Source organism: Photorhabdus machadonis, assembly GCF_052657765.1.
In genome coordinates this window covers 1480905-1500144 of the sequence record NZ_CP199761.1, presented here as the reverse complement: position 1 = coordinate 1500144, position 19240 = coordinate 1480905, and the positions used below count along the sequence as shown (strand labels likewise).

Sequence of the window (19240 nt, the reverse complement as noted above, 5' to 3'; positions counted from 1 at the left end):
TGATAATAAAACAATAACTTCAACCATATGAAAATAAAAGAATTATAATTCCATATGAATGTTTTGATATTACAACATGAAGAAATTTCATATTACTTTGTAGAGATAATTAGGTTGGGTAAATTCTCATAATGAAGTTAAACAGGTCAGATATGTTTAATAAAAAATTAATTTAGCAACACTTAACACTATCTCAAACAAAGCCCAGGAAAATTTATTCAACATAAATTTTCCCCTCAAAAAACTAAAAATTTCAGCTTTCAGGCTATTCCTTCAACTCATTGTTTCTTAACCTGTTGCCACATTTTTTCCATTTCTGCCAATGTCGCCGCTTCTAACGTCTGGCCTTTACTCAATATCAGCTTTTCCACGCCTTTAAAACGACGCTCAAACTTATTACATGCTTTTTGCAATGCAATTTCAGGTTTGTACCCCAAATGGCGCGACAAATTCACAACAGTAAACAGCAAGTCACCAATCTCTTCTTCCAAATGCTGCTCATCAACAACTGCTTGATGAGCCTCATCCATCACTTCGTCGATCTCTTCATAAACTTTGTCTAACACAGGTCCCAGAGTATCCCAGTCAAAACCGACGGAAGCACAACGCTTCTGCATTTTATAAGCTTTCATTAACGCCGGCAGACTTGCCGGAATGTCGTCAAGGAGCGAATGAAGATCTTTTTGTGCTCTTTCCTGCGCCTTGCGTTTTTCCCAGCCATTGATAGCCACGTCACTGCTGATATTCTGCTGCTGATCGAAAATATGCGGATGACGGCGCTCCAGCTTATCGCTAATGGCATTACAGATGTCATCAAAATCAAATAACTGCTGCTCTTTGCCCATTTCAGCATAGAACACCACCTGAAATAATAGATCGCCCAATTCTTCTTTCAGATCCGAAAAATCACCACGTTCAATGGCATCAATGACTTCGTAAGTCTCTTCTAATGTATAAGGTGCGATAGTTTTGAATGTCTGTTCTTTATCCCAGGGACATCCCTGTTGGGGATGGCGCAACTGCGCCATAATCCCCCGTAACCGTTCTATAGCGGGTGTTTTCATCTTTTATCCCAATTTTCCTGCGATCAGTTGCCATGAAGACGTTTAGCTTCAATGACATCCGGTAATTGATTGGTTTTCGCCAATATCCTTCCCAGCACTTGCAGGTTATAAATCTCAATATTCATATCAATGGTGGCAATCTGCTGCTTTACATCACTGCGGCTGCTCACCCCAAGCACGTTCACCTTTTCATTCGCCAGGATCGTAGTGATATCACGCAGTAATCCACTGCGATCATTCGCAATCACACGCACAATCAGTGAGTAACCACTAGAATAGCTTTCTCCCCAAACCGCATCCACCACCCTTTCAGGTGCACTTGCCTGCAAATCCGCCAACTGTTCACAATCAGCCCAGTGGATGGAAATTCCCCGACCACGGGTGATAAAACCGACAATATCATCCCCCGGAATTGGCTGGCAGCAACGGGCAATGTGATGCATCAAGTTACCCACACCTTCTACCACAATCCGTCCGTTATCTTTAGCAGAACTACGCTGCGGATGGGTTTTGCTCTCCAGATTGCGAAGCGCTTCCCGATCTGCATCTGCCGCCGTGGTTTTATTGAGTTTGCTTTGCAGAAAGTGAGTCAACTGATTGATGCGGATGTCACCAACGCCAATTCCCGCCAATACTTCATCAAGGGTATGAACGTTATAACGCGCAATGAGCAGCTTTTCCGCTTCTTTCAGGCTGATATCTAAGTGGGCCAGTTCGTTATCCAACATCTGACGACCTGCAATGATGTTCTTATCCCGATCCTGTTTGCGGAACCAGTTATGAATTTTCGCCCGGCCACGGCTGGTGGTGATATACCCCAAATTTGGATTCAGCCAATCACGGCTTGGGTTCGGATGTTTCTGCGTGATGATGTCAATCTGATCACCCATCCGCAATTGGTAGCTAAATGGCACAATTCGACCGCTGATTTTCGCCCCAATACAACGATGTCCTACATCGCTGTGAATATGGTAGGCAAAATCCAGTGGCGTAGAGCCGGCAGGCAGATCAATAACATCCCCTTTCGGCGTAAATACATATACCCGATCATCAAACACCTGGCTGCGAACCTCATCCAGCATCTCGCCAGAATCAGCCATCTCTTCCTGCCATGCGATCAATTTACGCAGCCATGCAATACGTCCTTCATACCCCGCTCGACCAACCGCCGTCGCACCCTCTTTATATTTCCAGTGTGCAGCAATTCCCAATTCCGCATCTTCATGCATCTGACGGGTACGGATCTGAATTTCCAGTGTTTTACCACTCGGCCCAAGCACTACGGTATGAATGGATTGATAGCCATTGGGCTTCGGGTTAGCAACATAATCATCAAATTCATCAGGCAAATGACGATAGTGAGTATGTACTATCCCCAGCGCTGCATAACAATCCTGCAAGCGTTCAACCACAATCCGCACCGCTCTGACATCAAACAACTCATCAAATGCCAGTGATTTTTTCTGCATTTTGCGCCAGATGCTGTAGATATGTTTAGGTCGTCCGTATATTTCAGTTGTTACGCTCTCTTTGAGCATATATTTACGCAATGTGCTGACAAAGTGATCAATATACTGTTCACGATCAATCCGGCGCTCATGCAGTAATTTAGCAATTTTTTTGTATTCATCTGGATGGAGATAACGGAAACAGTAATCCTCAAGTTCCCATTTGAGTTGACCAATCCCCAAGCGGTTAGCAAGTGGCGCATAAATATTGGAACACTCTTTAGCAACCAGTACACGCTCATCTTCAGTCGCTTCTTTCACGACGCGCAGATGGGCAATACGTTCCGCCAGCTTGATAACAACACAGCGAAAATCTTCTACCATTGCCAGCAGCATCCGGCGGACATTATCAACCTGCACAGAACAGGTCGAATCATTATGCGTGGCTTTCAACTGACGAATAGCATCCATATCCATGACACCTTTCACCAGATTGGTAATCGCGCTGCCAAACACCTCTGTGACGGTTTCACTGTCGAGCAATTTGGCGTCAACCAGCGAAAACAGTAGCGCAGCGCGCATACTGTCATTATCCATACTCAGCGTGGAAAGGATCTCAACCATTTCCACACCGCGCCATAACAGAAGTTCTGAATCAGGATGATCTTGCGCTTTTTCGTGACAATAACGCCAGGTTTCGGCTAATTTTTCACCCAATTGAAGGTTCGCTATATTTAAACTGGCGATCCACTTATTTACTGCAAACTCTCCCGCAGAGGTTAAATGAGCACTTCTTACCGCAACCATAATCTCTCCCGATTACTTCACAGCCTCTACCCAACCACGACCTGGCGGCTAAATAGCGCCATTGACTCCAGATGACCTGTATGCGGAAACATATCCAACATCCGCACGCTGATAATATGATAGCCAGCCTCAAGCAGAATCTTACTGTCCCGCGCCAATGTTGTTGGATTGCAAGAGACGTAGACCACTTTTTCAGGGGCCAGTTCGACGATGTGTGACATGACTCCTGCCGCACCAGCACGCGCCGGATCTAATAAGACCTTGTTAAACCCCAGTTTCGCCCAGGGTTGACGATGTATATCTGCTTCCAGGTTTTCATGGAAGAAAGATAGGTTATCCAAATTATTTAATCTGGCATTATATTGCCCATTCGCTACCAGCGTGGCAACCCCTTCCACGCCGACCACCGCCTGCACTATTCGGCCAATAGGTAAAGTAAAATTTCCCATACCGCAGAACAGATCGAGCACTCTGTCATTCGGTTGTAAATCAAGCCACGCTATCGCTTGAGCAACCATTTGTTGATTTACCGAATCATTAACCTGAATAAAGTCTCTTGGACTGAAAACCAGTTTCAGGTCACCGACCTGATACCAAGGTTCTGGCTGTTCATGCAGTGATTCAATTGAAGTTTCATCTGCCGCCAGATAGACACCCACATTGTGTTGTACGGAAAATGTGCATAACTTTTCTTTATCTTCCCCTTTCAGGGGATCAAGATGGCGCAATATCATCAATGGGCCGTTATCTGCCAGCACCAATTCCACATGCCCCAACCGTTTAACCGCTTTCAGATCATTGAGACACTGAGATAATGGCTGCAATAACCGTTCCAATTCAGGTTGTAAAACAGGGCAGGTTTTTATTGCAACTAATTCATTGGATTGATTCTGACGAAATCCCATCACCAGTTGACGTTGCTTTATCTGATAATGTAAACCCAGCCTTGCCCGGCGCCGGTAACCATATTCAGGGCTGAAGATCACCGGCTTGGCGGAGACAGTTATGCCGGTTTCCCGCCTGATAAGATGTTCCAAAACATTAGCTTTGCTCTCACGCTGTAAATCAGACGCAACATGTTGTTGCTGACAACCGCCACATATTCCAAAATGCGGGCAGCGGGGATTGACACGATATGGACTGTCAGATAGACGCTTAACCAACTTTGCTTTGGCAAACTGGCGCTTCTCTTCCGTTAGTTGTACCTGTGCCTGTTCACCGGGCAATAATCCGGTGACAAAAATGGTTTTACCCTGATAACGAGCTACGCCCTGCCCCTGGGCATCCAGATTATCAGCAGTGACTGTGATGATATGCCGGTTTACTGTTCGGCGATTGGGGGAATAAAATTGCACCATGATTCTTACGGACTATGAATTATCAAGTTCTTATTTTCCCACAATGGACGCCTATGACCAAATATAGCTTACGCCTCCGAATGATGAGCCTGATCCTGCTTCCGATTTTACTGGTTGGCATGTTTTTCAGTATATCGTTTCTCTGCTATCACTATCGTGAACTAAAAAACCAAATCGTTCGATCCGGGATCAGTATTATCGAACCGCTTTCGATTGCCAGTGAAATCGGGATAAATCTGCATAACCGTGAACGCGTCAACTCATTGATAACCAGACTTCATCGCAGAAATTCTGAGATAGTCCGGGCGATTGCCATTTTTAATGATGATAATCAGCTATTTGATATATCAAACTATAAATACAACTCGGCTCAACTCCAGATCGCACCAGGAACGCCACTTCCAACAATCCTGACAAAAATGGAGGTCAAAAACAGTATTATTTTACGCATGCCAATTATCTCAGAGCGCCATTTATCTCAGAATCAGCAGAACGCTGATGCCCCATCCCTCCATCCGATTGGTTATATCGCTATTGATCTTGATTTACGGTCAGCTCACTTACAGCAATATAAAGAGATAGTTATCTTTATATTGCTATTACTGATTTGCCTTGGCTGGGCATCACTGTTTGCCTACCATTTGGTGCGCAAAATCACAAAACCTATCAGCGATATGGTCAGTACAGTTGATAGCATTCGCCGGGGGCAATTAAACAGTCGTGTCAACGGGAAATATTTTGGTGAATTGGATACGCTGAAAAATGGCATTAATGCCATGGCAAAATCGCTTTCCAGCTATAAAGAAGAGATGCTGAACGATATTGATCAGGCAACTTCGGATCTGCGGGAAACGATGGAGCAGTTCGAAATTCAGAACGTTGAGCTGGCAATAGCGAAAAAACGCGCTCAGGAAGCCGCCAGAATAAAAACAGAATTTCTGGCAAATATGTCCCATGAATTGCGCACACCGCTTAATGGCGTCATTGGTTTTACCCGCCAAACACTGAAAACCGCTCTGACAGTACAGCAAACTGAATATCTGCATATTATTGAACGTTCTGCCAATCATCTGCTGAATATTATCAATGATATTTTGGATTTTTCCCGGCTTGAAGCGGATAAGCTGACACTGGAAAATATTCCATTTCTTCTACAGGATACGATTGATGAGGTCATGATTTTATTGACACCCAGCGCCAAAAATAAAGGCATTCAACTAACGCACAACGTTGATTCTCAAATACCGAATCTGATCATAGGCGACCCTACGCGTCTCCAGCAAATACTCACCAATATCATCGGTAACGCCATTAAATTCACTGAACAAGGTTTTGTAGAAATAAAAATCAATCTGAAACAACAGCAATCCCATAAAATCAATTTAGAGATCACAGTCAGAGATACCGGCATCGGTATCAATCCTGCACAGCAACCCCATCTGTTTCAAGCTTTTCATCAGGCAGATGCCAGTATTTCCCGCCGTTATGGTGGTACCGGACTTGGTCTGGTGATTACCCGGAAACTGATCCGCGAAATGGGCGGCAATATCAGTTTTACCAGCGAGCCGAAAAAAGGTTCCGTTTTTCGTTTTGATTTGTGGCTGGGAAAAGATGATTTCAACCTAACCAGCTCTGTTGTACCACAAAAAACGATTATCCAATCCCCACGTTTACCCATAACCGTTATGGCCGTTGATGATAATCCAGCCAACCTCAAACTAATCAGCTCATTACTGAAAGACGTCGTAGAAAAAACAGTGACATGCAGTAATGGGGAAGACGCTTTGCAATCGGCAAAATCCCACCATTTTGATGTCATTCTGATGGATATCCATATGCCGGGTATGGATGGCATCTGTACCTCTGAACGCATCCACCAGCTACCACAACACCGAGATACCCCGATTATCGCCGTCACAGCCTATACTTGCCGGTCAAAGAGTGATGCAGATCAATCACCATTTGAAGATTTTCTGACCAAACCCTTAGATGAAGATAGCCTGAGAACGGTGCTAAACCGTCACATTAAAACATCGGAATCGCAACATGTTAATTGGCCGTTAGCGCTGCAACAAGCAGCAGGAAAAGAACAGCTAGCTAAAGAAATGATAAAAATGCTGGTGGATTTTCTGCCGGATATAAAAGCAATCACAGAAAAAGTTTTATCCGGGGACATTGTTAGCGATTATCAGCAGCAAATCCATAAGCTGCACGGGAGTTGCTGTTACAGCGGCGTGCCACAACTTAAAGCACTCTGCCAATTAATTGAACAACAATTACAAAAAAACGTTCCATTAACCGATATAGAACCTGAGTTGCTGGAGCTGGCAGATGAAATTGACAATGTCCTTGCCGCGGCCCAAAAGCTATTGAGTAACGACCAAAATATCAGTTACACACAATAAATTTACGATACTCTTCATAAGCATAATTATCTGTCATGCCACTGATATAATCCTGAATAAGACGGGCGCGGTAGTAGAATTCCATCAGGTCTTTTTCAGCTTCATCAGTGGCGATGATCCCTTCTACCGCTTCGTTATAAGCCAAGCGATGTTTAGTGGAAAGTTTGTGCAGCAAGCGGATTTCAATAAAATAATCTTGATGGAAATTGTTCTGGTTTAATTTCATAAAACTCTGACGGGACATCGTCAATAACGGCCAATAAAAATCCAATAACCCATTGATAATTTTATACCCTTTCAATTCCAACTCTTCAATTTCTGGATGATTAAACACTCTTTTACAGGCAATGTTCTTCAGCGTTTTAAGCAACCGATGCTCCTCGCTTTTATCTTCAAGTAACGCTTGATTAAATGAACCCTCAAAAACGGCAGGCAGATGATCAATAAAACGACGGGCAGTGTAAGGTACCAGCCTGCCGGTAATATAAACCCGCAAATACATAAAAAATTGGTCCTGCTGACTTCGACGTAATTCGTTGCCACTCGTTCTCGTATAAGCTTTCCTGATCGTAGCGTCGAACAGATCTCCAGACCGATGACCGCCGTTCTCTTCCCACTCCTGTTCCAAATATTCCATCAAGGTATCTACGTCAAAAATATCCTTTTCAACAGCATCATCCAGATCAGCAATGCAATAAGAGATATCATCTGCGGCTTCCATAATATAAGTCAGTGGGAAACGACAGAACTCCCCCATTTTAAGCTCGTGGCGCAATTCACGGACAAAATTCTCTTCCGACCAATAAAAACCCGGTTTTTTCATCAGGTAGTTAAATTGATCCAGCGCCTTTTCAAGACGAAAAGCAGGACAGGTATATTTTAGAATGCAGCCAATCTGAGCATAAGTCAGGTTGAGTTTTAACAGGCTGTGTACCATACGGATAGCCTGAGCATTCCCTTCAAACTGACATAAATCTTTACGTAACTGGCGACGGAAAAGATCTTTTTTCACATCCCCGCACAAACGCAATGCAGGTATTTCACATCGATCTTTTCGCTCAATATTTTCCAGGGCAAAATTAAGATCGAGCTTTTTGGCAAACCAGTCTTTAATTGCCGCTTCACCAAAATGACCAAAAGGTGGATTACCAATATCATGCATTAAACAAGCCATTTCAATCAGGCTCTCAAATGACAACAGCCGTTTATCCAGACGGTATTGAACCAATAAATTACGCGTTTTCAGTTCATTGATAATCGTTTTCGAAATATAGCGCCCAATCTGTTGCACTTCCAATGAATGAGTTAGGCGACTGCGGACAGCGGCATTATTTTCCAGAGGAAAAACCTGTGTTTTCTGCTGTAAACGACGAATAGCCGCTGAATTCATAATCCGCCCGCGATCACTTTCAAACTGGCGAATAACTTGCTCTTCATCATTAGGATCAACATCATAATGGCTGTATTTACGTTGATAATTAAGCTTCTGACTAAAGTCTATCCCGGACATTTATCCCCCGACGTGTGAGATAGCACTGTTTTACATCACAGATTATCTGATTGTTCTGCATTAAATGTTAAACTCAGGAACTGAATGATTTTATATGATTAATTAATCAACAGCGAGTATGACACAATGAAAGTAGGCGTGATAGGTGCTATGGAGCAAGAAGTGACTTTACTGCGCGATCAAATCGAAGATCGTCAGACACTGTCACGAGGTGGCTGCGAAATCTATACCGGTAAGCTCAACGGCGTGGAGATCGCACTGTTAAAATCCGGTATTGGTAAAGTTTCTGCTGCAATTGGTACAACTTTGCTGCTTGAACATTGTCAGCCTGATGTGATTATCAACACAGGTTCCGCAGGTGGCCTTGATCCGAAATTGCAAATCGGTGATATCGTGGTTTCCAGCGAAGTCCGCTATCATGATGCTGATGTCACCGCTTTTGGTTATGAACCAGGTCAAATGGCACAATGCCCCCCTGCATTCCTGGCGGATAACCAACTGATCGCACTGGCAGAAAAATGTATTCGCTCACTGGGTTTGAATGCGATACGTGGGCTGATTTGCAGCGGTGATGCATTTATTAACGGTGCGGAACCACTGGCACGTATCCGGGCGACTTTCCCACAGGTTACCGCAGTAGAAATGGAAGCGACAGCGATAGGGCACGTCTGCCACCAATACAACACACCGTTTGTTGTTGTGCGTGCAATCTCTGACGTGGCAGATAAGGAATCTCATCTCAGTTTTGATGAATTTCTTTCTGTGGCAGCCCGCCAATCCACATTAATGGTCAGCGCAATGCTGGCAACACTGAGTCACGATAAATAATATTTTATTGACAGAGTCACGCCCTGATTAATACTTTCAGAAGAAATCAAGGGCGTGTCTACCCCGCCTAAAACATTCAATATATTTATATATTAAAGGGCATGCTTTCATGAGATGGATAAAAAGTACAGGTTCAGTTTGGTTATCGCTTTTACTGTTTCTCAGTGGTTTCAGCCATTATTTGTATGCCACACCTTTACGGGTCATCAGCTTATCGCCGTCAACCACAGAATTAGCCTATGCTGCCGGGCTAGGTGACCATCTGATCGCGGCCAGTGCTTATTCTGATTATCCGCCTCAAGCCAGTAAACTTGAGCAAGTGGCTAATTGGCAAGGCATTAATCTGGAACGCATTGTCACACTGAAACCCGATATGATTCTGGCATGGCGTGGTGGTAATCCCCAACGCCCACTGGAACAACTCGCCTCTTTTGGTATTAACATCTTTTATTCCGACCCCAAAACCATCGAACAGATAGCTCAGGATTTGGAACGACTGGCCGAATACAGCCCCCATCCTGAGCAGGCAAAAAAATCCGCGACTGAACTGCGTCAACGGTTTGCCGCTCTGAAACAAAAATATGCCTCTGCCACCCCAAAACCGGTCTTTTTACAATTCGGCACTCAGTCTCTGTTTACTGCTTCAGGACATACACTGCAAAGTGAAGTGCTTTCAATCTGTGGTGGCAGAAATATTTTTGCTGACAGCCCCGTTCCCTGGCCACAGGTAAGCCGTGAGCAAGTACTCACTCGGAAACCTGAGACGATTGTTATCAGTGGTGGGCCGGAACAAGCCAGATTAGTTGAAAATTTCTGGCATCCTCAATTGAAGGCCAAAGTGATTATATTGCATGAAGATTGGTTTCATCGCTCAGGGCCTCGTATTGTTCTGGCCGCCGAGCAGCTATGCCAGCAATTGAACGATAAGGGTTCCTGATAAAACAAAATAGTTTAGTGGAATTGCAGGAATCCCCGATAATGGGCCATATCGTTCACAGACCCATTGCGGGAAACAATCAGATACTGAAAGAAGAACCACAACCGCAGGTTGTCTTAGCATTAGGGTTGGTAACGATAAAGCGTGAACCTTCCAGACCTTCGGTATAATCAACACAACCGCCAACCAAATATTGCAGACTCATCGGATCAACAACCAACTCAACCCCCTGCTTCTCAATGGTCATATCGCCTTCATTGATCTGATCATCAAAGGTAAAGCCATACTGGAAACCACTGCAACCGCCACCTGTGATATAAACCCGTAAACGCAGGTTTGGATTTTCTTCATCCGAAACTAAGATTTTCACTTTACTGGCGGCAGCATCAGTAAACTGTAAAGGTAATACTATATCATCGCTCATCATTTTTTACTCCAGACCGGAACCCGGCAAAGACATTCACAAGACAACAGAAATTTGCCGATTTATTAATAATTCGAATTATCTAATACCTGGGTAGTTCGTTCAAGTTTTGTCATTTCAGCAACCACGAATAGCTAACAAGTTGTCTGAGCATCTTTTAATATAAAAAGGAAAATTTATTGATTTATCATGATTATTAGTTACTTTATTGAGTATTTATTAACGTCACCATGCGGAGTTCTTATGCAAAAAATATTACCACTTATGCTGGCCGTCACACTTGCAGGCTGCGTAGCTCATAGCAAGCAAGTCGATATGGATATGGATATGGATAGTTATACCTCGAAGAAAATTGATGACATCATAGAAAACCAGGTAAAACCGGGAAATAAAGGCAATCCCGGTGAAATGATAAAAAATATCTCTTATCAATTTCTCAATACGCCTTATGTCGCGAACAAACTGGTCGGTTCCCCAACTGAACCTGAAAAATTAGTTATAGATTTTAGCGGACTGGACTGTTTTACTTTTCTTGATTACGTAGAATCGTTAAGGACATCAAATGACCAACAGGATTTTATAAAGGATCTCATCCAGACAAGGTATATTGACGGAAAAATCAGTTTCTTACAAAGAAAACATTTCTTCACAGATTGGTCAACCAGAGAAAAATTAAATGCCAAAGATGTGACGAATGAAATAAGTCTTTCTTATATAAAAATCACAAAAAGTCTGAATAGAAAAGCAGATGGCGGCGAATATATCCCCGGACTGAGCGTTATCAACCGAGATATTCAATATATTCCAGGTAATAAGGTGAATGATTCCGTGATTAAACACTTAAAGACAGGAGATTATATAGGAATATACACACATCTTGCCGGGCTGGATGTCACGCATACAGGGATTTTTATTATGACAGATAATGGCCCAATGTTTAGAAATGCATCTTCACTTGCAGCCAATAAAAAAGTGGTCGATTCGCCCTTCCTTGATTATGTAAAGAATAAATCCGGAATTATCGTCCTAAGACCATTATAATCAGTGAGACAAACGATAAACCCATTCAAAGATACATTCAGGAGCCTTTTAATGAGCCAATCCGAAATCCTCTATTCTCAGGCCAAACAGCTTATTCCCGGCGGTGTTAACTCCCCGGTACGGGCATTTAATGGCGTTGGCGGCACACCTCTGTTTATCAAACACGCTGACGGTGCCTATCTCTATGATGTTGATGGTAAAGCCTATATTGATTACGTCGGTTCTTGGGGCCCTATGGTGCTGGGACATAACCACAACGCTATCCGTAATGCAGTCATCAAAGCCGCAGAGCAAGGATTGAGTTTCGGTGCCCCCACTGCCGCCGAAGTGGAAATGGCCCAGCTGGTGACTGAACTGGTGCCATCAATGGATATGGTGCGCATGGTTAACTCAGGCACAGAGGCAACCATGAGCGCTATCCGTCTGGCTCGTGGATATACCAACCGCGATAAGATCATCAAATTCGAAGGTTGTTATCACGGCCACGCAGATTGTCTGCTGGTAAAAGCCGGTTCTGGTGCCCTGACTATCGGCCAACCCAACTCTCCGGGGGTTCCGGTTGATTTCGTCAAACATACACTGTCCTGTACCTATAACGATTTGAACTCAGTGCGGGAAGCGTTTGAACAATATCCTGAAGAGATAGCTTGTATTATTGTCGAACCCGTTGCCGGTAATATGAACTGCGTGCCGCCACTGCCAGAATTTCTACCCGGCCTGCGCGCACTGTGTGATGAATTCGGTGCTCTGCTGATTATCGATGAAGTGATGACAGGTTTCCGCGTCGCCTTATCCGGGGCGCAATCTTATTACAATGTAGCGCCTGACCTGACTTGCCTCGGCAAAATCATTGGTGGCGGTATGCCCGTTGGTGCTTTCGGTGGACGTCATGAAGTAATGGAAAAATTAGCGCCAACCGGTCCTGTGTATCAGGCTGGCACCTTATCTGGCAACCCGATTGCTATGGCCGCAGGTCTTGCCTGCCTGAAAGAAGTCTCTCAGCCCGGCGTACACCAACGCCTGATTGAACTTACCGATAATCTGGCTGTTGGCCTGATGAAAGCAGCAAAAGCAACCGACATTCCGCTAGTGGTTAACCATGTCGGCGGTATGTTTGGCATTTTCTTTACTGATGCTAAAACAGTCAGTTGCTATCAAGATGTGATGAATTGCGATATTGAGCGTTTCAAACGCTTCTTCCATCTAATGCTTGACGAGGGTGTTTATTTGGCACCTTCCGCATTTGAAGCGGGTTTTATGTCTATCGCGCACACGGATGAAGATATTCAGCGTACTGTGGATGCAGCCGCTCGTTGCTTTGCCAAGCTGAAATAATTTCTTCGCTACCAAATTATAGCACCGTATTGCTTGAATTTACGGGGGTCTGAATTCGCTCTTCTTAAGCAAAATTGAGGTTAGTTAATAATAGGTAAAATAACCTGATAGATTCTATAGAGTAAACCAACCCTGTTAGGCAACTGCCAGATTTATTCTGCTAAACAGTCCAATCTTCAATGTGTAATCCTTGTACATATTGAAAAGCATGATCATTTGTAATCAGCACCATCTTCATATTTATCGCGTGCACCGCAATGAGTAAATCAAGCGGTGCTAATATTCTGCCTTGTCTCTCCATCTCAGCTCTGACCGTACCATAACACTCGGCAATAGAACTATCCCAAGGTAAGACATCAACACGCCGGAGAAATTCTCTTACTGCCGTATGAAGCCGCTTTGCTTCTGGACGACGCGCCAATCCGAACAATAATTCACCTTCTGTGATAGCTGAAATACAGAGTGATGACATCGGTACAGATAAAACATGCTGTACAACTGAATGGTGCTCTCTGATTAAATGCCCTATCACATTTGTATCAAGCATATAACGTTTCATTCTTCCCATCCCTCGAACGGATCACGAGATTGCTCTTGCTGGCACCGTTCTTCTTTGCCCAGAAAATCATTAGGGATATTTGTACCCTTTAATGCTGCAAAAAACCCATCCCAGTCGTGTGGCTTGCGGGACAGTATTACATCTCCGGTCTCAGGGTCCTTCCGAATAAAAACCTCATCAGAATCAAAACGATAAGCCGCTGGCAGACGCACCGCTTGACTCCTCCCATTCATAAACAACTTAGCTACATGTCCCATAAAACCTCCTGATATTGATTGGTATATATCAAAGCATATGACACATCTTGATATATATCAAGATATAGACCAAACATGATACTATAAAGCTATCGATTTAATGGTAAGTTATAAATCCGTTGCCCTTCAAAAAAACACCCTGTTTCATTTGACCAGTACAAAGGATACGAGTATATATCTTTCATAAATTTTATTTATGTATACGTATTTTCAGACTCATATTCATTTATTGAGTAGATATTCTGGCTTTATTAAGAAGTTGAGTTTTCTTTCTATACTTTTGTTTTACATCACAATTTACTAAACCAGAAAATATGAAGGAGAGAGGATGAGCAACGTTATCAAAGAAATAAGTGATGCTAATATTGCCTATGCAGCAACTTTTGGTGATGATAAAAAAAACCTTGGTTTACCTGCTGTCAGACGATTTGCCATATTAACTTGTATGGATGCCAGGTTAGACCCGGCAAAATTTGCAGGTTTATCTGAAGGTGATGCCCATATTATTCGTAACGCGGGCGGAAGAGCCAGTGATGATGCTATTCGTTCACTTATCATTTCTTACAAACTTTTCGGAACAAAAGAGTTGTTTGTCATTCATCATACTCATTGTGGGATGGAGCTTTTTACAGACAATATCATGGGCGATCTACTGGAAAGCAGCCTGGAAAGTGTAATCATGACGGATGAGGGATTTAAAGAGGTCGGCACCAGCGCCGGTTCACCTGAGGGAAAATATATCAAATGGCTTACCATTGACAATCAAGTTAATAGCTTAGTTGAAGATATTCATCGTATTCGTAATCACCCCCTTGTACCTGCAAGTATCGCCATATATGGGTACATCTATGATGTGAAGTCAGGAAAATTAATTGAGATTCCTGAAGCAACAAGCATTGTAAATACAGAGTCGTGACATCCTCCCCTTCCTAAAAGCATAGGTATCACACATCTTCGAACTGACCTAATATGCCCGCCGCTAATCGGGTCAGTTCTTCAGGTGGATATTCCGATAGCAGCATGAGTGTGTTTAAGAGCACAGATAATCCCGCAAGAAGAGCCAGAGCATTCTCTCATTTTCCCTATTTTTACTGTCTGCCTGAGAGCCTGCAAATCCATTGTCTGGCCCGGGTATTTTCTATACGAAAAGTCAGTTTATCCGCGACCTCCCCCACTTTTTGGCGCATTCCCTGATATGGATGCAGTCATTATTGAGAAAGCGCCAGACAGCTTGTGTCATCGCAAATGATGTTTTCTGAGCGCTGACGATATCTTTAATCGCACAGGAGAGCGGGTCTGAAGGAGTCATATGTTGTTTAACCCGTATCGGGTATCGGCGGTTAAGGCCTCGATAAGGACTCTTTACAACAGCAGGAATCCCTCTCTGGGGATTAACTTCTTAACTGTGTAGGTACCTTAGTCACTCGCAGTAGAGCAAAACCATCCCACCCTTTTTCTCCTACTGTCTGAAACGCTGTAGCACTCAGGTGATCGTTATTTTTGATTGCATTCAGCGCCTGGCGAATACCCTCTGCGTGGGGATCTCGTTGCTCATCAATAATCGTGCCACCACGTACAATGTTATCCATAATGATCAAGCTTCCCAGACGACTCAGTTTTACCGCCCAGTCTAGATACAGCAGACTGTTTTGTTTATCGGCATCAATAAAAATCAGATCAAACGGTACCCATGCTTCCATGGTCGGCAACGTATCCGCAGCATCCCCTACAATAATGGTCACTTTATCTTCCAGATGGCTGCGCTTGATATTTTGTCTAGCAATATCGGCTGAAGCGGCATTTTTTTCTAGTGAGATTAACTTGCCGTCCTCTGGTAAAGCTCTTGCCATAAATTGAGTACTAAACCCTCCTAGAGTACCGATCTCCAGAATCTGTTTTGCTCCGGAAATCTGCGCCATTAATCCCAAAAACTGACCTTGAAGAGGGGATACATCGTGGGGAGGTAGTCCATGATCGATATTGAAAGCCAGTGTTTGCTGCAAGAAAACATCAGGTTTCACTAGATGTTGCTTAAGATAATTATCGACCGCTGTCCATGTTGGCTGCATACTGTTCCCCTTTTGCCGTATAGTTGTTCTTGGCCCCACATTATAAGATCACTTTTTAGCTCTTACATTAGCAATTCCTGCTGGCATCTGTACTCCTGTGGTAAACCGTACCCGGGTGTTGTGCCGTGGGTTTCGTTGTAATGTTCCCACCAGGTTTTGTCGTGCTGTTGCATTGTCTGGCTTGGGTATCATATTCACGAATCCCTTGGAACTGCTTAATGGCTGATGCTAATCAGATGCTAAAACAACCTCTTTTGCGGCCGTCAGGCTGCAATTCTGATACTTATGCCACCTGAGCAGCAGATTGGCGTTGATGCCATACAGTCTAGTGCCACATGAGTGGCGGTTATGCTCGGTTCAAACATCTGCTAAACAATGTCGATTTTTGTCTATCGCGTTTTACACAGATTGTGCTTTGGTTACACCACACTTCTACCTTCTTATCTTCGTGATTTCAATAAATGTGTAGATACCTATGCCTGAAAGGAAGGGGCTTCCCGCGAAAAGCATGGTGACCCAAACTTGTTGGTATACCCGTATTCATTGAAGATGTTTGATTTATGGTGAGCCTGTTTAAATCTATCTGGCGTCATGTCCGCGCCGCCGAAAAACGGTTAGAGCAAAATGTAATGGATTGAAGAAAGAGTCAACAAGACACTTAATAGATACGCAAAAATAAAGTGCTGACCAAAAGATCAGCACCTTGTCATTAATCTGAATCAAATATTAATCATTGACCAAACATCTCCCGTAACCAGCCCGGCGCTTGTTCTTGTTGCTGAACAGGTTCTGACACGGCTGTTTGCTGGCACAAGCTCTGTGGATCATAAGTCCAAACCGGTAATGTTCTCCAGCCACTGCCACCGCTACAATTAAAGCTGCCATCTTGATTAACCGCCATCTCTGCAATTCCCTCAGGTGGAATGTTGTTCAGCACCAGCGGTGTCTGATTTTCCAGATAACGGCGATACACATTTAACGCGCCAGTGGCACCGGTCAGATTCGTCGGATCGTTGTTATCCCGGCCAACCCATGAAATCACCACTTCTTTGCCATCAATCCCGGCAAACCAGCTATCACGCAGATCATTGGTTGTACCGGTTTTACCTGCCAGATTATAACGGCCAAACTTACCCGTCAGAGAACGAGAAGTCCCATTCGCCACAACCTGCTGCATACCATACAGTGTCAGGTAAGCCGCCTGAGCCGGTACAGCCCGTTCAGCCTGCGGGTAACTCTGATATATCACAGTGCCATCTTCTGTAATGACAGAACGTAACGCAGAAAGCGTTGCGCGGTTGCCGCCACTGGTCATCGTCTGATATTCCTGAGCCACTTCCAGCGGTGTCAAGCTGAGAGAACCCAGTAACATGGCCGGAACCTGCTGGATAACGTCTACCGGAACACCAAGCCGGATCAGTGTATTGCTTACATGATCAAGACCAACAGCCAATCCAAGATTCACCGTCGGAATATTCAGTGAATGAGTCAATGCATCCACCAACATGACACGCCCACGGAAGCGGCGGTCATAGTTTCTCGGCTCCCAAACCTTGCTGTTCAGCTGTTTCACGGAAAGAGGTTCATCCGCCAGCCAGGTATTCAATCGATACTGATCAGGTTCACTCAATGCAGCCAGATAAGTAGAGGGTTTTGCCAGAGAACCAATCGGGCGGCGCGCCATCATGGCCCGGTTAAATCCGGCATATTGCGGTTGAGAACCACCGACCATCGCCCTGATTTCACCACTAATGCGATCGACAACCACCATTGCCCCTTCAAGATCGGCAATTTTGCGGGTTTTTCTCAGGTTAGCAATTCCCTCCTCCACTGCGTTTTCAGCCGCATCCTGGGATACCGGATCAAGAGTCGTAAAGATTTTCACACCAGATAAATCATTCACTTTATCGCCCAGTTTGTCCTGCAATTCCTGACGAACCAGCTGCATAAACGCAGGTTGTGGCGTGATGACACCACTTTTCGGTTTTACCCCCAGTGGACGAGCACTCAGTAGTTTATAAAGGTCTTCATCAATAATTTGCTGATTTTGCAAAAGTTTAAGCACTATATTACGGCGTTCAAGAGCCAGTTTCGGATTACGCCACGGGTTATAGAGTGAAGCGCCTTTCACCATGCCGACCAATAACGCCTGCTGATCCAAACTCAGTTCATCCACCGGACGGCCAAAATAATAAAGGCTCGCCAGCGGGAACCCCCGGATCTGTTCATCACCACTTTGTCCCAGATAAACTTCGTTCAGATACAATTCGAGAATACGATCTTTGCTGTAGCGGTAATCCATCAGAACCGCCATGTAAGCTTCATTCGCTTTACGCACCAAGGTACGTTCATTGGTCAGGAACAAGTTTTTGACCAATTGTTGCGTCAGGGTACTTCCCCCCTGAACAGTGCGCCCCGCCGTCAGGTTAGCCAGCACCGCACGCCCAATAGAAAGGATACGGATACCATCATGTTGATAGAAGTGACGGTCTTCTGTCGCCAGCAAGGTATTGACCAGTAAATCAGGAAAACCAGCGCGCGGCACAAATAGCCGCTGCTCACCATTGGGTGACTGCAACATGGTAATTAATTTAGGATCAAGACGGAAGAAACCAAATTGACGTTGGTTTTCTATATTTTCTATCCCTGCCAAACGGTTATCACTGAAAGTCAACAGCGCATGGATCTGCCCTTCTTTACTGTCAGGGAAATCAAATGGACGGCGCAGCATTTCAATGGTTTCGCCTCGGACAGAAAACTCCCCAGGACGGGTAATTTTCGTCACCTGGCGATACTGCATCCCTTCCAGCAGATGGACCATCTCTTTTTTACTGTAGTTCATACCCGGCTCAAGATTGACCATTCGTCCATAGACTGCCGCAGGTAACTCCCAAACTTTTCCATCAATGCGATCGCGGATTTTGGCATCCAGATAGATACCATAAGCCACCAATAATACGGCAAAAATAATGAATATCTTGAATAACAACCAGAACCAACGCCTCTTTTTCTTAGGTGGACGGGAATACATTCCTTTCTTTGTCATCGGTTGAGCCTCTTCATCATCGTACTCCTCATCTTCATAGCCATTATCATCATCATCCAGCAGATGCCGTCTTTTCGATAGAGGTTCACGACGGGATACCGGTTTCTTGCCTTTACGTCCGATTGGTCGACGATCTTCACCAGACATTCCAA

At 44.3% G+C, this 19240-nt stretch carries 16 protein-coding genes; 6 read left to right on the top strand and 10 right to left on the bottom strand.

The window, feature by feature from the left end:
• Positions 1 to 278: 278 nt before the first annotated feature.
• From mazG to rlmD, 3 genes are read right to left on the bottom strand one after another with little or no spacing between them, the layout of a single operon-like run.
• Complete coding sequence (mazG, locus tag ACUN2T_RS07550; protein ID WP_445496943.1) at positions 279 to 1064, bottom strand: nucleoside triphosphate pyrophosphohydrolase; 786 nt, start codon at positions 1062 to 1064, stop codon at positions 279 to 281.
• Between the two features lie 23 nt (positions 1065 to 1087).
• Positions 1088 to 3319 carry a GTP diphosphokinase gene (gene relA / locus ACUN2T_RS07545; RefSeq protein ID WP_445496942.1) on the bottom strand — a complete coding sequence of 744 codons (2232 nt, stop codon included), beginning with the start codon at positions 3317 to 3319 and terminating at the stop codon, positions 1088 to 1090.
• A 26-nt stretch (positions 3320 to 3345) separates the two neighbouring features.
• The gene (rlmD, locus tag ACUN2T_RS07540; RefSeq protein WP_445496941.1) at positions 3346 to 4677 is read right to left on the bottom strand and encodes a 23S rRNA (uracil(1939)-C(5))-methyltransferase RlmD; all 1332 of its coding nucleotides are present in this window, start codon (positions 4675 to 4677) and stop codon (positions 3346 to 3348) included.
• A 53-nt stretch (positions 4678 to 4730) separates the two neighbouring features.
• Between rlmD and ACUN2T_RS07535 the strand changes: the two genes are divergently transcribed.
• Positions 4731 to 7082 (top strand): ATP-binding protein, encoded by a 2352-nt coding sequence (locus tag ACUN2T_RS07535; RefSeq protein ID WP_445496940.1) that lies wholly within the window; start codon positions 4731 to 4733, stop codon positions 7080 to 7082.
• Here the strand turns inward: ACUN2T_RS07535 and dgt are convergent.
• Positions 7066 to 8592 (bottom strand): dGTPase, encoded by a 1527-nt coding sequence (dgt, locus tag ACUN2T_RS07530; protein WP_445496939.1) that lies wholly within the window; start codon positions 8590 to 8592, stop codon positions 7066 to 7068. The two genes, ACUN2T_RS07535 and dgt, sit on opposite strands and share 17 nt — an antisense overlap.
• Positions 8593 to 8718: 126 nt before the next feature.
• On the opposite strand from dgt, the gene mtnN reads away from it, so the two are divergent.
• Positions 8719 to 9420 (top strand): 5'-methylthioadenosine/S-adenosylhomocysteine nucleosidase, encoded by a 702-nt coding sequence (gene mtnN / locus ACUN2T_RS07525; RefSeq protein ID WP_445496938.1) that lies wholly within the window; start codon positions 8719 to 8721, stop codon positions 9418 to 9420.
• Positions 9421 to 9529: 109 nt separating this feature from the next.
• A complete protein-coding gene (gene btuF / locus ACUN2T_RS07520; RefSeq protein WP_445496937.1) occupies positions 9530 to 10357 on the top strand; it encodes a vitamin B12 ABC transporter substrate-binding protein BtuF in 828 nt (275 codons plus the stop codon).
• A 79-nt stretch (positions 10358 to 10436) separates the two neighbouring features.
• On the opposite strand, the gene erpA is transcribed toward btuF, so the two are convergent.
• The gene (erpA, locus tag ACUN2T_RS07515; protein ID WP_445497828.1) at positions 10437 to 10781 is read right to left on the bottom strand and encodes an iron-sulfur cluster insertion protein ErpA; all 345 of its coding nucleotides are present in this window, start codon (positions 10779 to 10781) and stop codon (positions 10437 to 10439) included.
• A 243-nt stretch (positions 10782 to 11024) separates the two neighbouring features.
• Here erpA and ACUN2T_RS07510 point away from each other — a divergent pair, with 243 nt between their 5' ends.
• A complete protein-coding gene (locus ACUN2T_RS07510; RefSeq protein ID WP_445496936.1) occupies positions 11025 to 11822 on the top strand; it encodes a DUF1460 domain-containing protein in 798 nt (265 codons plus the stop codon).
• Positions 11823 to 11873: 51 nt separating this feature from the next.
• A complete protein-coding gene (gene hemL, locus ACUN2T_RS07505) occupies positions 11874 to 13157 on the top strand; it encodes a glutamate-1-semialdehyde 2,1-aminomutase (RefSeq protein WP_445496935.1) in 1284 nt (427 codons plus the stop codon).
• Between the two features lie 160 nt (positions 13158 to 13317).
• Here the strand turns inward: hemL and ACUN2T_RS07500 are convergent, their stop codons facing one another.
• Entirely contained in the window at positions 13318 to 13716 is a 399-nt protein-coding gene (locus ACUN2T_RS07500) for a type II toxin-antitoxin system VapC family toxin (protein WP_350305216.1), read from the bottom strand.
• On the bottom strand, positions 13713 to 13973 hold the full coding sequence (locus tag ACUN2T_RS07495; protein ID WP_445496934.1) for an antitoxin: 261 nt from the start codon (positions 13971 to 13973) through the stop codon (positions 13713 to 13715). Before ACUN2T_RS07495 ends, ACUN2T_RS07500 begins: the two co-directional genes overlap by 4 nt.
• Positions 13974 to 14301: 328 nt before the next feature.
• Between ACUN2T_RS07495 and ACUN2T_RS07490 the strand changes: the two genes are divergently transcribed.
• Positions 14302 to 14889: a beta-class carbonic anhydrase gene (locus ACUN2T_RS07490; RefSeq protein ID WP_445496933.1), complete on the top strand. Its 588-nt coding sequence runs from the start codon at positions 14302 to 14304 to the stop codon at positions 14887 to 14889.
• Between the two features lie 475 nt (positions 14890 to 15364).
• Here ACUN2T_RS07490 and ACUN2T_RS07485 read toward each other — a convergent pair whose 3' ends face one another.
• From ACUN2T_RS07485 to mrcB, 3 genes are all read right to left on the bottom strand, one after another.
• Positions 15365 to 16042, bottom strand: a complete 678-nt coding sequence (locus tag ACUN2T_RS07485; protein WP_445496932.1) for an O-methyltransferase — start codon at positions 16040 to 16042, stop codon at positions 15365 to 15367.
• 48 nt (positions 16043 to 16090) lie between these two features.
• Positions 16091 to 16234, bottom strand: coding sequence for a hypothetical protein (locus ACUN2T_RS07480; RefSeq protein ID WP_445496931.1), 144 nt, complete (start codon positions 16232 to 16234; stop codon positions 16091 to 16093).
• 538 nt (positions 16235 to 16772) lie between these two features.
• Positions 16773 to 19235, bottom strand: a complete 2463-nt coding sequence (gene mrcB, locus ACUN2T_RS07475) for a bifunctional glycosyl transferase/transpeptidase (protein WP_445496930.1) — start codon at positions 19233 to 19235, stop codon at positions 16773 to 16775.
• Positions 19236 to 19240 lie beyond the last annotated feature (5 nt).